General features: G+C 64.5%; 12 protein-coding genes. 9 read left to right on the forward strand and 3 right to left on the reverse strand.

Annotated features, from left to right (window positions below):
- The first annotated feature begins 10 nt into the window (after window positions 1–10).
- From acnD to prpD, 3 genes are all read left to right on the forward strand, one after another.
- Window positions 11–2,599: a Fe/S-dependent 2-methylisocitrate dehydratase AcnD gene (gene acnD, locus KSS90_RS09390; RefSeq protein WP_217869127.1), complete on the forward strand. Its 2,589-nt coding sequence runs from the start codon at window positions 11–13 to the stop codon at window positions 2,597–2,599.
- Between the two features lie 164 nt (window positions 2,600–2,763).
- Window positions 2,764–3,954, forward strand: coding sequence for a 2-methylaconitate cis-trans isomerase PrpF (gene prpF / locus KSS90_RS09395; protein WP_217869128.1), 1,191 nt, complete (start codon window positions 2,764–2,766; stop codon window positions 3,952–3,954).
- A 166-nt stretch (window positions 3,955–4,120) separates the two neighbouring features.
- Complete coding sequence (gene prpD, locus KSS90_RS09400) at window positions 4,121–5,605, forward strand: 2-methylcitrate dehydratase (RefSeq protein WP_217869129.1); 1,485 nt, start codon at window positions 4,121–4,123, stop codon at window positions 5,603–5,605.
- Between the two features lie 180 nt (window positions 5,606–5,785).
- Here prpD and acnB read toward each other — a convergent pair whose 3' ends face one another.
- A complete protein-coding gene (gene acnB / locus KSS90_RS09405) occupies window positions 5,786–8,395 on the reverse strand; it encodes a bifunctional aconitate hydratase 2/2-methylisocitrate dehydratase (RefSeq protein WP_217869759.1) in 2,610 nt (869 codons plus the stop codon).
- Window positions 8,396–8,802: 407 nt separating this feature from the next.
- Between acnB and KSS90_RS09410 the strand changes: the two genes are divergently transcribed.
- Together KSS90_RS09410 and KSS90_RS09415 are read left to right on the forward strand one after the other, a co-directional pair.
- Complete coding sequence (locus tag KSS90_RS09410; RefSeq protein ID WP_217869130.1) at window positions 8,803–9,270, forward strand: DUF1289 domain-containing protein; 468 nt, start codon at window positions 8,803–8,805, stop codon at window positions 9,268–9,270.
- Window positions 9,271–9,345: 75 nt separating this feature from the next.
- Window positions 9,346–9,993, forward strand: coding sequence for a hypothetical protein (locus tag KSS90_RS09415; protein WP_217869131.1), 648 nt, complete (start codon window positions 9,346–9,348; stop codon window positions 9,991–9,993).
- Between the two features lie 60 nt (window positions 9,994–10,053).
- Here KSS90_RS09415 and queD read toward each other — a convergent pair whose 3' ends face one another.
- Window positions 10,054–10,410: a 6-carboxytetrahydropterin synthase QueD gene (gene queD / locus KSS90_RS09420; RefSeq protein WP_023630589.1), complete on the reverse strand. Its 357-nt coding sequence runs from the start codon at window positions 10,408–10,410 to the stop codon at window positions 10,054–10,056.
- Between the two features lie 53 nt (window positions 10,411–10,463).
- On the reverse strand, window positions 10,464–11,543 hold the full coding sequence (locus KSS90_RS09425; RefSeq protein ID WP_217869132.1) for a patatin-like phospholipase family protein: 1,080 nt from the start codon (window positions 11,541–11,543) through the stop codon (window positions 10,464–10,466).
- 194 nt (window positions 11,544–11,737) lie between these two features.
- On the opposite strand from KSS90_RS09425, the gene KSS90_RS09430 reads away from it, so the two are divergent.
- Genes KSS90_RS09430 through KSS90_RS09445 form a run of 4 tightly spaced genes read left to right on the forward strand, consistent with a single transcriptional unit; the run spans window position 11,738 to window position 14,345 of the window.
- Window positions 11,738–12,046, forward strand: a complete 309-nt coding sequence (locus tag KSS90_RS09430; protein ID WP_217869133.1) for a PepSY domain-containing protein — start codon at window positions 11,738–11,740, stop codon at window positions 12,044–12,046.
- A complete protein-coding gene (locus tag KSS90_RS09435) occupies window positions 12,046–12,360 on the forward strand; it encodes a PepSY domain-containing protein (RefSeq protein ID WP_023632694.1) in 315 nt (104 codons plus the stop codon). Before KSS90_RS09430 ends, KSS90_RS09435 begins: the two co-directional genes overlap by 1 nt.
- Complete coding sequence (locus tag KSS90_RS09440) at window positions 12,361–13,029, forward strand: response regulator transcription factor (RefSeq protein ID WP_102683274.1); 669 nt, start codon at window positions 12,361–12,363, stop codon at window positions 13,027–13,029.
- Entirely contained in the window at window positions 13,026–14,345 is a 1,320-nt protein-coding gene (locus KSS90_RS09445; protein ID WP_217869134.1) for a sensor histidine kinase, read from the forward strand. The genes KSS90_RS09440 and KSS90_RS09445 overlap by 4 nt, the downstream gene beginning before the upstream one ends.
- Window positions 14,346–14,375 lie beyond the last annotated feature (30 nt).

The raw sequence follows: 14,375 nt of genomic DNA on the forward strand, positions 1-14,375 counted from the left end.
CGATAACGATATGAACACCGCATTCCGCAAGAACCTGCCAGGCACCGCCCTGGACTACTTCGACGCCCGTGCCGCGGTCGAGGCGATCAAGCCCGGCGCTTACGACGGCCTGCCGTATACCTCCCGCGTACTGGCGGAAAACCTGGTGCGCCGCTGCGATCCGGCCACCCTCGATGCATCGCTCGAGCAACTGATCGAGCGCAAGCGCGACCTCGATTTCCCCTGGTTCCCGGCCCGCGTGGTGTGCCACGACATCCTTGGCCAGACCGCCCTGGTCGACCTCGCCGGGCTGCGCGACGCCATCGCCGACAAAGGCGGCGACCCGGCCGCGGTCAACCCGGTGGTGCCGGTGCAACTGATCGTCGACCATTCGCTGGCCGTGGAATGCGGCGGCTTCGACCCGCAGGCGTTCGACAAGAACCGCGCCATCGAAGACCGCCGCAACGAAGACCGTTTCCACTTCATCAACTGGACCAAGCAGGCGTTCAAGAACGTCGACGTGATCCAGCCGGGCAACGGCATCATGCACCAGATCAACCTGGAGAAGATGTCGCCGGTGATCCACAATGACCGCGGCGTGGCCTACCCCGACACTTGCGTCGGCACCGACAGCCATACGCCACATGTCGACGCCTTGGGCGTGATCGCCATCGGTGTCGGTGGCCTGGAGGCCGAAAACGTCATGCTCGGCCGCGCCTCGTGGATGCGCCTGCCGGAGATCGTCGGCGTCGAGCTGACCGGGCGCCTGGCGCCGAACATCACCGCTACCGACCTGGTACTGGCCCTGACCGAGTTCCTGCGCAAGCAGAAGGTGGTCGGCGCCTACCTCGAGTTCCACGGTGCCGGCGCCAGCGCGCTGACCCTGGGCGACCGTGCCACCATCTCCAACATGGCCCCGGAGTACGGCGCCACCGCGGCGATGTTCGCCATCGACCAACAGACCATCGACTACCTCAAGCTGACCGGCCGCGATGACCAGCAGGTGCAGTTGGTGGAAACCTACGCCAAGGTCGCCGGCCTGTGGGCCGACAGCCTGGCCAAGGCCGAGTATGAGCGCACCCTGAGCTTCGACCTGTCGAGCGTGGTGCGTAACATGGCAGGCCCGTCCAACCCGCACGCGCGCGTGGCCACCAGCGACCTGGCGGCCAAGGGCATTGCCGGGCAATGGCAAGAAGTACCGGGGCAGATACCGGACGGCGCGGTGATCATCGCCGCCATCACCAGCTGCACCAACACCAGCAATCCGCGCAACGTGATCGCCGCTGGCCTTATCGCCCGCAACGCCAACAAGCTTGGCCTGGTGCGCAAGCCGTGGGTCAAGTCGTCGCTGGCGCCGGGCTCCAAGGCGGTGCAGCTGTACCTGAAGGAAGCTGGCCTGGAACAGGAGCTGGAGCAACTGGGCTTCGGCATCGTCGCCTTCGCCTGCACCACCTGCAACGGCATGTCCGGCGCGCTCGACCCGGTGATCCAGCAGGAGATCATCGATCGCGACCTGTACGCCACCGCCGTGCTGTCGGGCAACCGCAACTTCGACGGGCGTATCCACCCCTACGCCAAGCAGGCGTTCCTCGCGTCGCCGCCGCTGGTGGTGGCCTACGCCATCGCCGGTACCATCCGTTTCGACATCGAGAAGGACGTGCTGGGCGTGGTCGACGGCAAGGAAATCCGCCTCAAGGACATCTGGCCGAGCGATGAAGAGATCGACGCCGTGGTGCGCGCCTCGGTCAAGCCCGAGCAGTTCCGCCAGGTGTACATCCCGATGTTCGCCATCGAGGAAGACAAGGGGCCGAAGGTCGCGCCGCTGTACGACTGGCGTCCGATGAGCACCTACATCCGCCGTCCGCCGTACTGGGAAGGCGCCCTGGCCGGTGAGCGTACCCTGCGCGGCATGCGCCCGCTGGCGGTGCTGCCGGACAACATCACCACCGACCACTTGTCGCCGTCCAACGCCATCCTGCTGGATAGCGCCGCCGGTGAATACCTGGCGAAGATGGGCCTGCCGGAGGAAGACTTCAACTCCTACGCCACTCACCGTGGTGACCACCTGACCGCACAGCGCGCCACCTTCGCCAACCCCAAGCTGTTCAACGAGATGGTGCGCAAGGACGACGGCAGCGTGAAGCAGGGTTCGCTGGCGCGCATCGAGCCGGAAGGCAAGGTGACCCGCATGTGGGAGGCCATCGAGACCTACATGCAGCGCAAGCAGCCGCTGATCATCGTCGCCGGTGCCGACTACGGCCAGGGGTCGTCCCGTGACTGGGCGGCCAAGGGCGTGCGTCTGGCGGGCGTCGAGGCGATCGTCGCCGAGGGCTTCGAGCGCATCCACCGGACCAACCTGGTGGGCATGGGCGTGCTGCCGCTGGAGTTCAAGGCGGGCACCGACCGCAACACCCTGGGCCTGGACGGCAGCGAGACCTATGACGTGCTGGGCGAGCGCAAGCCGCGGGCGACGCTGACCCTGGTGGTCACGCGGCGCAACGGCGAGCGCGTCGAGGTGCCGGTGACCTGCCGCCTGGATACCGCCGAAGAGGTGTCGATCTATGAAGCGGGTGGGGTGTTGCAGCGTTTTGCCCAGGACTTCCTGGAAGGCACGGCCTGAATAAGCGGGGCCGCTGAGCGGCCCTTTCGCCGGCAAGCCGGCTCCCACAGTAGGTGCGGCATGTTCATGTGGGAGCCGGCTTGCCGTGACGACGAACCGCGGCGAATGGGCTGCGCAGCAGCCCCAGTCTTTGCGTCGCAATGAAAAAATCAGGAAGCACGGTAATGGCACATGCATCACAGGTAAAAATCCCCGCCACCTACATCCGTGGCGGTACCAGCAAAGGCGTGTTCTTCCGCCTGCAAGACTTGCCCGAGCGCGCGCAGGTCCCAGGCCCGGCTCGCGACGCCCTGCTGTTGCGGGTGATCGGCAGCCCCGATCCGTACGGCAAGCAGATCGACGGCATGGGTGGCGCCACCTCCAGCACCAGCAAGACGGTGATCCTGTCGAAAAGCATCAAGCCCGACCACGACGTCGACTACCTGTTCGGCCAGGTCTCGATCGACAAGGCCTTCGTCGACTGGAGCGGCAACTGCGGCAACCTGTCCGCCGCGGTCGGCTCGTTCGCCATCAGCGGCGGGCTGGTCGATGCAAGTCGCATTCCACGCAATGGCATCGCTACCGTGCGGATCTGGCAGGCCAATATTGGCAAGACCATCATCGCCCATGTACCGGTCACCGAGGGCGAGGTGCAGGAAACCGGCGATTTCGAGCTCGATGGTGTGACTTTCCCGGCCGCCGAGGTGCAGCTGGAGTTCCTTGACCCGGCCGCCGACGAGGATGGTGGGGGCGGGGCGATGTTCCCCACCGGCAACCTGGTCGACGACCTCGAGGTGCCGGGCGTCGGTACCTTCAAGGCCACCCTGATCAATGCCGGTATCCCGACCATCTTCGTCAATGCCGCCGATATCGGCTATACCGGTAGCGAGTTGCAGGACGCCATCAACGGCGATGCCGCCGCATTGCAGCGTTTCGAGACCATCCGTGCCCATGGTGCCGTGCGCATGGGGCTGATCGAACATATCGACCAGGCCGCCGGGCGCCAGCACACGCCGAAAGTCGCCTTCGTCGCGGCGCCGAGCACCTACACTGCCTCCAGTGGCAAAGCCGTGCCTGCCGAAGAGATCGACTTGCTGGTGCGTGCGCTGTCGATGGGCAAGCTGCACCACGCGATGATGGGCACCGCGGCGGTGGCCATCGGTACCGCCGCGGCGATTCCCGGGACGCTGGTCAACCTGGCTGCCGGTGGCGGGGAACGAAGTGCCGTGCGTTTCGGCCATCCGTCCGGGACACTGCGGGTCGGGGCCGAGGCGCGTCAGGTGGACGGGCAATGGACCGTGACCAAGGCAATCATGAGCCGAAGCGCTCGGGTGCTGATGGAGGGCTGGGTACGCGTGCCCGGTGATAGTTTCTAAGGCATCAGTAGTGCTCGGCATTCGTTGAGCGGGGCCGCTTTGCGGCCCATCGCCGGCAAGCCGGCTCCCACAGGGATAGCGCTTGGCTTGAGGGCGGCGCGGTCGGGTGGGAGCCGGCTTGCCGGCGATGGGCTGCGCAGCAGCCCCAGTCGCAAAGGAGCCGCCAATGAGCGCCAATACTGAATACAACACCCGCCCCGACTACGACCAGGTCCTGCAGACCCTCGCCGACTATGTGCTCGGCTACCGCGTCAAATCCTCCGAGGCGCTGAACACCGCCCGCCACTGCCTGATGGATACCCTGGGCTGTGGTCTGCTGGCCCTGCGCTTCCCCGAATGCACCAAGCATCTTGGCCCGTTGGTCGAAGGCACGATCGTCCCCCATGGCGCCCGCGTGCCGGGCACCAGCTACCGCCTCGACCCGGTCAAGGCGGCCTGGGACATCGGCTGCATCGTCCGCTGGCTGGACTACAACGACACCTGGCTGGCGGCGGAGTGGGGTCATCCCTCGGACAACCTTGGTGGCATCCTGGCGGTCACCGACCACCTGTCGCAAAAGCGCGTGGCCAATGGCGAGGCGCCCCTGGCCGTGCGCGAGGTGCTCGATGCCATGGTCATGGCCCATGAGATCCAGGGCGTGCTGGCGCTGGAGAACTCCTTCAACCGGGTTGGCCTGGACCATGTGCTGTTGGTCAAGGTCGCCTCGACAGCAGTGTGTGCCAAGCTCATGGGCGCCAGCCGCGAACAATTGCTGTCAGCACTCTCTCACGCCTTCGTCGATGGCCAGGCCCTGCGCACCTACCGTCATGCGCCCAATGCCGGGTCGCGCAAGTCGTGGGCGGCGGGGGATGCCTCCAGTCGTGGCGTGCGCCTGGCCGATATCGCGCTGCGAGGCGAGATGGGTGTGCCCGGTGCGCTGACCGCCAGGCAGTGGGGCTTCTACGACGTGTCGTTCAGCCACACCAACAAGGACCTGGCGCTCAAGCCCGAGGCGCAGCGTGAACTGCGCCTGCCGCAGCCGCTGGGCAGCTATGTGATGGAAAACGTGCTGTTCAAGATCAGCTTCCCCGCCGAATTTCATGCCCAGACGGCCTGCGAAGCCGCGGTGATCCTGCACCCGCAGGTGCGCAATCGCCTGCACGAAATCGACCGTATCGTCATCACCACCCACGAATCGGCGATCCGCATCATTTCCAAGGAAGGGCCGCTGGCCAACGCCGCGGACCGCGACCACTGCCTGCAATACATGACGGCGGTGCCGTTGATATTCGGTGATCTGGAGGCCGAGCACTACGAAGATGCCTTCCATGCCGCGCACCCGAGCATCGACCGCCTGCGCGAGAAGATGGTAATCGTCGAGGAACCGCGCTTCAGCCGCGAGTACCTGGAGGCCGACAAGCGTTCCATTGCCAATGGCGTGCAGGTGTTCTTCAAGGATGGCTCGCACACGCCGCAGGTGGTGGTGGAGTACCCGATCGGGCATCGACGCCGGCGGGAGGAGGGGATGCCGTTGCTCGAGGCGAAGTTCAGGGAGAACCTGGCGACGCGATTTGCGCGGCAGCGGTGCGAGCAAATCTTGGCTGTGTGCAAGGATCAGCAGGCGCTGGAGGCCATGCCGGTGCATAGGTTCGTCGATCTGTTCGTGATCTGAAGTTGCCTGTTCCGGCCTCATCGCTGGCAAGCCAGCTCCCACAGGTTTGGCGCAGACCTTGAGCACTGCGCGATCCTGTGGGAGCTGGCTTGCCAGCGATGAGGCCGGCGGCTCTAACAAAAAAGCCCCGGTATCTCTACCGGGGCTTCTTCTTACCGCTTGTAACTTACCACTTGCTGCTTACGCCTGAACCACCGGGATCTTGGCGTTGGCCGCGGCTTCGCGGAACTCGGCGATCTGGTCGAAGCTCAGGTAGCGGTAGACGTCGGCAGCCATGCTGTCGATGTCCTTGGCGTACTGCATGTACTCTTCGACGGTCGGCAGCTTGCCGATGATCGAAGCGACAGCAGCCAGCTCGGCCGAGGCCAGGTACACGTTGGTGGCGTCGCCCAGGCGGTTCGGGAAGTTACGGGTCGAGGTGGAGACCACGGTCGAACCGGTCTGTACACGTGCCTGGTTACCCATGCACAGCGAGCAGCCTGGCATTTCCATGCGCGCGCCAGCCTTGCCGTAGATGCCGTAGTAGCCTTCTTCGGTCAGCTGGTGGGCGTCCATCTTGGTTGGCGGGGCCAGCCACAGACGGGTCGGGATACCGCCCTTGACCTTGTCCAGCAGCTTGCCGGCAGCGCGGAAGTGACCAATGTTGGTCATGCACGAACCGATGAACACTTCGTCGATCTTCTCGCCCTGTACCGAAGACAGCAGGCGGGCATCGTCCGGGTCGTTCGGCGCGCAGAGCACAGGCTCCTTGACGTCGGCCAGGTCGATTTCGATGATTTCGGCGTATTCGGCATCGGCGTCGGCCGACAGCAGCTCAGGCTTGGCCAGCCAGGCTTCCATGGCCTGGGCGCGGCGCTCCAGGGTGCGGGCATCGCCGTAGCCTTCGCCGATCATCCAGCGCAGCAGGGTGATGTTGGACTGCAGGTATTCGGCGATGGCCTTTTCCGGCAGCTTGATGGTGCAACCGGCGGCGGAGCGTTCGGCCGAGGCGTCGGACAGCTCGAAGGCTTGCTCGACGGTCAGGTCGTTGAGGCCTTCGATCTCCAGGATGCGGCCGGAGAAGGCGTTCTTCTTGCCTTTCTTCTCGACGGTCAGCAGGCCTTTCTGGATGGCGTAGTAAGGGATGGCATGGACCAGGTCACGCAGGGTGATGCCAGGCTGCAGCTTGCCCTTGAAGCGCACCAGGATCGACTCCGGCATGTCCAGCGGCATGACGCCGGTGGCAGCGGCGAAGGCCACCAGGCCCGAGCCTGCCGGGAACGAGATGCCGATCGGGAAGCGGGTGTGCGAGTCGCCACCGGTGCCTACGGTGTCAGGCATCAGCATGCGGTTCAGCCAGCTGTGGATGATGCCGTCGCCCGGGCGCAGCGACACGCCGCCACGGGTGCGGATGAAGTCTGGCAGGGTGTGGTGGGTGGTGACGTCGATCGGCTTCGGATAGGCCGCGGTGTGGCAGAACGACTGCATTACCAGGTCGGCGGAGAAGCCCAGGCACGCCAGGTCTTTCAGCTCGTCGCGGGTCATCGGGCCAGTGGTGTCCTGGGAGCCGACGGTGGTCATCTTCGGCTCGCAGTAGGCACCTGGGCGCACGCCCTGGCCTTCCGGCAGGCCGCAGGCGCGACCGACCATCTTCTGTGCCAGGGTGAAGCCCTTGGTCGAAGCGGCTGGCTGCTCGGGTTTCTTGAACAGGTCCGATGGGGCCAGGCCCAGCTCGGCACGGGCTTTCTCGGTCAGGCCACGGCCGACGATCAGCGGGATACGGCCGCCAGCGCGGACTTCGTCCAGCAGCACTTCGGTCTTCAGCTCGAAGCTGGTGACCAGTTCGTCGCTGCCGTGACGGCGCACTTCACCTTTGAACGGGTAGACGTCGATGACGTCGCCCATGGCCAGGTTGGTGCAGTCGAATTCGATCGGCAGGGCGCCGGCGTCTTCCATGGTGTTGTAGAAGATCGGGGCGATCTTGGTGCCGAAGCAGAAGCCACCAGCGCGCTTGTTCGGCACGTACGGGATGTCGTCGCCGAAGAACCACAGCACCGAGTTGGTGGCCGATTTACGCGAGGAACCGGTACCGACCACGTCACCGACGTAGGCGACCGGGAAGCCCTTGGCCTTGACCGCTTCGATCTGCGCCAGCGGGCCGACCGAACCAGGCTGCGAAGGCTCGATGCCGTCACGGGCCATCTTCAGCATGGCCAGGGCGTGCAGCGGGATGTCAGGGCGCGACCAGGCGTCCGGGGCAGGGGACAGGTCGTCGGTGTTGGTTTCGCCAGGCACCTTGAACACGGTCAGGGTGTACTTGTCGGCGATCGCCGGGCGCGAGGTGAACCACTCGCCGGCAGCCCAGGATTCCAGCACGGCCTTGGCGTGGGCATTGCCAGCCTTGGCTTTTTCGGCCACGTCGTGGAAGGCATCGAACATCAGCAGGGTGTGCTTGAGCTGTTCGGCCGCGACGGCGCCCAGTTCGGCGTCGTCCAGCAGCGCGACCAGCGTTTCGATGTTGTAGCCGCCCTGCATGGTACCCAGCAGCTCGGTGGCGTGCTTGCGGTCGATCAGCGGCGACTTGGCTTCACCCTTGGCGACAGCGGAGAGGAAAGCGGCCTTGACGTAGGCGGCTTCGTCGACTCCTGGCGGAACGCGGTTGGTGATCAGGTCTACGAGGAAGGCTTCTTCGCCGGCCGGCGGGTTCTTCAGCAGCTCGACCAGGCCTGCAGTTTGTTCGGCGTTCAGCGGCTGGGGCACGATACCCAGAGCGGCACGCTCTTCGATATGTTTGCGGTAGGCTTCAAGCACAGTTATTACCCTCATCAGTGGTCCCTAAAGGGAGTCCGGGACGCTCATCCAGCATTCTCCTGCACCCATGCGCTGAAGACGGCTTTTTGAGCCGGCAAGCCAGGGTCGCAGAGAATCCTTACAGAAGCTGTTTTCAAAGTTTTACGCCTGTAGAACGGAAGGCTGATGAGGGGTTGGCCGTGGCCATGCGCTCGCATGGACAGGGCCAACGCCGTTCTACCGGATGAACTGTGCTCGTGACGCTTTGAAAACAGCTTCCAACGGACATGGTTGCCTTGAAAAGGCGGAGTGATTCTACGGCAAAAATTAGCCGAAAGTAAGGCGGCGAAGAAGACTTTAACGGGTGACCCTGGTTAGACAAAGGGCTAACATGGGGCCGTGTTCCACCGCCAAGCCGTTGTTTTTACATGTCCAACCAATCCATCAAGACGCCTTGCGTCGGCCTCTGCTCCACCGTCTACGGAGACCTGGTTTGCCGCGGCTGCAAGCGCTTTCACCACGAAGTGATCCACTGGAACGGCTACGACGACGAGCAGAAGCGCGCCGTGTGGCTGCGCCTGGAGCAACTGCTGGTGCAGGTGATGATGGCCAAGCTGGAAGTGTTCGATAAAGAGCTGCTGCGCCAACAACTCGAGCAGCGCTCGATTCGCTATGTCGGGCACCAATCCGAGTATTGCTGGGCCTACCAGCTGATCGCCCGCGGGGCGCGAATGATTCGTGACCTAGAGGCCTATGGCATGGCGCTGTTGCCGGAGTTTCGCGACTGGGAGCTACCGCAGTTGCGCGATGCGATCGACCGGGAGTTCTTCCTGCTGTCCGAGGCGCACTATCAGCGCTACATCGCACCGGCGTTTCTCCAGCAAAATTTGGGGTGATTCAGTTCCGGCTGCCAGACATCTCGCGCAATGCCTAGGGTAGGCGTTCGATGAACTGACAAGGAGAACGTCAGTATGAGCGAGTACGTCTACAGCCCTCGCGACAGTTTCCTGGCCCGCTGCTGGTGGCAAACAAGCGGGCGTCGCATCGAGGTGGACACATGGGACGACATCAAAGGGATGCTTGGCGCGATCTGGGTGCAAACCGGTAGCCGCAACGCTCGAGGCCATAGGGAAAGATACCTGCAGTGCGAAGCGGACGGTGTGTGGCGGAAGTACATCGATCCGAGTTCTTATGTCAGCCCTGAGCACAGGTACTACGAGAATTTCTGGTTCGGGGCCTATACACGAGGCCGCTATTCACAGTGCAAGCAGCGTTACTACGAGATCCGGCCCGCAGATCGAGTGGGTAGCATTGGCAATTGGACGTTGGATTTCAACACGCTCTATCGCTCTGGGTACGTGGGGCTCTGGGCGACCAAGCATCCCGCAGGCAACGATCGCCTGCCGGCCGGTGCTCGGTTGTGGACGGTCGATTACCTGCCCCGACAAGGTCCGGCGCAGGGCCTGCGGCGCTACAACCTGCGCCTCTTGAATGCAGAAGGGGCGCAAGTCCGACGGCTCATCCACGAGGGGGATCGATTGTTCAACGTCATCCATGGCGACAGCGGATTGATCACCTTGGAAATACTGAGTATCCCCCATCATTTCGGCGAGATCTGACCGCTGCTCATCACCTCCTTCCGTGGCGCGTCGCCACGGTGGAGGTCCACCTTGGCGGTTTCAATCGCCGGTGTATTCGCAGCCGCTGGTGCAGGTCTCGTGGATGCGCACCTTCGACAGTTCAGGCAGCAGCGGTTTGACCTGGTCCCAGATCCACTTGGCGATCACTTCGCTGGTGGGGTTTTCCAGGCCGGGGATATCGTTCAGATAGTTGTGATCCAGTTGCTCGTAGATCGGTTTGAAGATCGCCTTGATCTCGGAAAAATCGCGGATCCAGCCGGTGTGCGGGTCGAGCGGGCCGGTCAGGTGCAGGGCAACTTTGAACGAGTGGCCATGCAGGCGACCGCATTTGTGCCCGGCGGGGACGTTGGGCAGGCGGTGGGCCGATTCGAATGTGAACTCTTTGAAAATTTCCACGCTGGCATAACTCTGTGTGAATCAATAATGCGCGCAGTCTACCAGCATGCCCGCTACAAGGCTTGTAGCTGATCCTGCAACCGCCCGGTGGTGATCAGTTCCAGCAACTCGTCGCCCAGGCGTCGGCTTTCGGCGATGGCTTTGTACCAGTAACGCTTGCGGCTCGGGGCGTCGCCCATGAATCGCTTGAAGTCGTTGCGATCCGGCAGCTTGCCGTAGGGCAGGGCGGCCAGGTACTGCGGCGACGGGGTCATCAGCAGCACGTTGTGCAGGCGCGTGGCATCGCCCTTGCGCCAGGGCAGGGCCTTGTCGAACCAACCGGGCACTACCTTGTCGGTGAAGTGCGGGTAGAGCACCAGGTCGTCGCCGCGGTAGGGCAGGTCCAGATGGTAGTCGAGCAACCCACCGTCGCGGTAGGTGCCGGCGCCTGCGCCGGGGATGTCGCGTACACCTTCCATGACCATCGGGATCGAACCCGAGGCGAGCAGGGCGTGGCGCAGGTTGGTCAGGTCCAGAGGCAGGCTGCGCGAGGGGAAGTCGGTGAGCGCCTCCAGTGGCGGCGCGGCACGCTCATCGTGCAGGATCACTCGCTCGAAGTGCCGGCCCAGGCGCGAGCGACCCAGCAGGTTGCTGGCGATCACCGAGCCCAGCCCCATACCGAGGCGGCCGCGGTGGTCGTGGGCGAGTTGGCCGTGGCTCTTCACCACCAGGATGTTCAGGCGATAGTGCGGGTTGGCGAGGATCTGCCCATCGCGGCCCTGCAGCAGGTCATCGAGCATGTGTTGGCAGCTTTGGCTGATTTCCCTGGGCGTCACGCCCTTGGCGAAATCCTGCTCGGTGTACAGCTCGCCCAGTCGGCGGATGCCGGCCACTGGGTCGTCGAGGCAGGCACTGGCGAAACGCCAGGAGCCGATTGAGGCGCCGATCAGCGACCGTTGGCGCGGTGCGGTGGGCAGCCATTCACCGAACAGCGCCAGGTCCAGGCCCTGGATTCCCAAGGGTTTGGGACCACCTGCCGCACCCGGCAGCACACCAACATCGACGGCCTGTAGACCGCGCTCGCGGATCTGCCGCAGGGCGCGCTGGCCGGCCTTGAAGGTCAGGGCGGGGTACTTGATGTGGATGGCACTCATGGCGGGATCTCAGGCAGGGCAGGCGGGCAGTATAGGGCTTTATCGCGAGGCCGCGATTCCATCACCGCCCCGCGTGGCCGCGACAAGGCCGCAACCTGCGCTATCATGCGGCCAGCTGTTTTCAGGTTGAGTTAAGGACCGGTGGTTAATCTTAACCCCGTAGACAAATTGCACATCTCGCTGGAGAGAACCTCATGAAAACTTTGACTGCCCTGTTCACCGCCGCCGCCCTCGCTTTCGGTGCCAATGCCGCCTTCGCCAAGGATGTGCAGCCCGATGAAGTGGTCAAGCTGGTGAACGCCAAGACCATCAAGTCGCTGGACGAGCTGAAGGCCGCCGCCGTGGCCAAGCACCCCGGCGCCACCGTGACCGACTCGGAGCTCGAGGACGAGTACGGCCGTTACATCTACAAGGTCGACCTGCGTGATACCCAGAACGTCGAATGGGATGTGGCCCTGGACGCCAAGACCGGTGAAGTCCTGAAGGACGAGCGAGACAACTGATGCCTGCACTACCGCGAACGGCACGCTACCTGGCCTTGGCCCTGTTGACCGTCTGTTCGCTGGCCGCCGCGCGCGACCTGGACCAGGATGAAGCCCTGGAGCTTCGGCAAAAGGGCATCATCCTGCCGCTGGAGCAATTGCTCGAAGCCGCCCTGGGGCGTTACCCCGGGGCACGGCTGCTGGAGGCGGAACTGGAAGAGAAGCACGAGCGCTACGAGTACGAGGTCGAACTGCTGACCCCGGCGGGGGTGGTGCGCGAGATCAAGCTCGACGCCCGCACCGGCGCGCTGCTCAAAGACGAGGAAGACGACTGAATGCGCCTGTTGCTTGTCGAGGACAATGTCCCCCTGGCCGATGAACTGACCGCCACCCTGCAGCGCCAGGGTTATGCCGTGGACTGGCTGGCCGATGGCCGCGATGCGGTGTACCAGGGCCAGAGCGAACCCTACGACCTGATCATCCTCGACCTGGGCCTGCCCGGGCTGCCGGGGCTCGAAGTGCTGGGGCAATGGCGCGCGAGCGGCCTGGCCACCCCGGTGCTGATCCTCACCGCCCGTGGCTCCTGGGCCGAGCGTATCGAAGGCCTCAAGGCCGGGGCCGACGACTATCTAAGCAAGCCCTTCCACCCCGAGGAACTGCAACTGCGCATCCAGGCTCTGTTGCGCCGGGCCAAGGGGCTGGCCAACCAGCCGAAGCTGGAAGCGGCCGGCCTGCACCTGGACGAGTCGCGCCAGTGCGTGAGCCGTGAGGGTGTCGATGTCCAGCTCACCGCCGCCGAGTTCCGCCTGTTGCGCTATTTCATGCTGCATCCGGGGCAGGTGCTGTCCAAGAGCCACCTGGCCGAGCACCTTTACGACGGGGAAACCGAGCGTGATTCCAATGTGCTGGAAGTGCATGTCAACCACCTGCGACGCAAACTGGGGCGCAGCGTGATCGAGACCCGCCGCGGCCAGGGCTACGTGTATGCCGGGAGCGCCGCGTGAAGTCGATCCAGGCGCGCCTGAGCCTGGGCCTGGTGGCGGTACTGGTAGTGGTTGGGCTGGCCCTGGCGCAGTTGACCTTGTGGCTGTTCGAGGCGGGCCTGCAGCGTTACCTGGAAGCTGGCCTGCGCAAGGAAAGCGAAAACCTGCTGGTGGCGCTGGTGCGTGGCCCGTCCGGCCTGCAGTTGGACGAGCGACGGCTGTCGGCAGCCTACCAGCGGCCGTTCTCGGGCTACTACTTCCGCATTGATTTCGACCAGGGTACCTGGCGCTCCCGTTCGTTATGGGACATGGACATGCCCAAGCCCGCCAAGCCCGGCCTGGACGACGGCCACGAACTCGGTCCCGGGGGCCAGCAACTGCTGGCCTATCGCGGGGACTACCGGCGGCTCGGCCAGGACATATCAATCAGCGTGGCCCAGGACTACTCACCGGTACGCGAGGGTTTTCGGCGCATGCAACAGATCGGCCTGGGCCTGGGGCTGGTGGCGTTGATGTTGGTCCTGGTGCTGCAGCGTCTCACCGTGACCCGCTCGTTGCGCCCGTTGGAGCGGGCGCGCCAGCAGATCGCTCAGTTGCAGCAGGGCCAGCGCTCGCAACTGGACGCCGAGGTCCCAAGCGAGCTGCAGCCGCTGGTGGATCAGATCAACCACCTGCTGACCCATACCGAAGACAGCTTGCGCCGTTCGCGCAATGCCCTGGGCAACCTCGGTCATGCCTTGAAGACGCCGCTGGCGGTGCTTGTCAGCCTGGCTGCCAGCGAACGCCTGCAGGCGTTGCCCGAGGTCCGCGCGCAGATGCGCGAGCAACTGGAGCAGATCCAGCAACGCCTGGCCCGCGAACTCAACCGCGCGCGCCTGGCCGGCGATGCCTTGCCCGGCGCGCAGTTCGATTGCGATGCAGAGCTGCCCGGGCTGCTGGCGACGTTGGGGATGATCCACGGCGAAGGCCTGCTGCTGGAGCGCGACGTGCCGCCCGGTTTGTTGCTGCCCTGGGACCGCGAGGATTTGCTGGAGCTGCTCGGCAACCTGCTGGACAACGCCTGCAAATGGGCCGACAGCGAGGTACGCCTGGGCATCGCGCCAACCACCGAGGGTTACCAGCTGTGGGTCGATGACGATGGCCCGGGCATCCCTGAGGCGCAACGCCTGCAAGTGCTCGAACGCGGCTCGCGGCTGGACGAGCAGGTCGATGGCCATGGCCTGGGGCTGGGCATCGTGCGCGATATCGTCGAGGCATGGGGTGGGCGCATCGCACTGCTGGAAAGCCCGCTGGGCGGGCTACGGGTCAGTATCGAACTGCCGCGCAAGGGGCGTTGATCGGCGCCGGCCCAATCGCGGGGCGGATCA

The sequence above is a fragment of the Pseudomonas maumuensis genome, assembly GCF_019139675.1.
Taxonomy (GTDB): domain Bacteria; phylum Pseudomonadota; class Gammaproteobacteria; order Pseudomonadales; family Pseudomonadaceae; genus Aquipseudomonas; species Aquipseudomonas maumuensis.

Bases quoted from the DNA above. Each gene is read 5' to 3' on its own strand.
- acnD (WP_217869127.1), top strand. From the start codon at position 11: ATGAACACCGCATTCCGCAAGAACCTGCCAGGCACCGCCCTGGACTAC.
- prpF (WP_217869128.1), top strand. From the start codon at position 2,764: ATGGCACATGCATCACAGGTAAAAATCCCCGCCACCTACATCCGTGGC.
- prpD (WP_217869129.1), top strand. From the start codon at position 4,121: ATGAGCGCCAATACTGAATACAACACCCGCCCCGACTACGACCAGGTC.
- KSS90_RS09410 (WP_217869130.1), top strand. From the start codon at position 8,803: ATGTCCAACCAATCCATCAAGACGCCTTGCGTCGGCCTCTGCTCCACC.
- KSS90_RS09415 (WP_217869131.1), top strand. From the start codon at position 9,346: ATGAGCGAGTACGTCTACAGCCCTCGCGACAGTTTCCTGGCCCGCTGC.
- KSS90_RS09425 (WP_217869132.1), bottom strand. From the start codon at position 11,543: ATGAGTGCCATCCACATCAAGTACCCCGCCCTGACCTTCAAGGCCGGC.
- KSS90_RS09430 (WP_217869133.1), top strand. From the start codon at position 11,738: ATGAAAACTTTGACTGCCCTGTTCACCGCCGCCGCCCTCGCTTTCGGT.
- KSS90_RS09435 (WP_023632694.1), top strand. From the start codon at position 12,046: ATGCCTGCACTACCGCGAACGGCACGCTACCTGGCCTTGGCCCTGTTG.
- KSS90_RS09440 (WP_102683274.1), top strand. From the start codon at position 12,361: ATGCGCCTGTTGCTTGTCGAGGACAATGTCCCCCTGGCCGATGAACTG.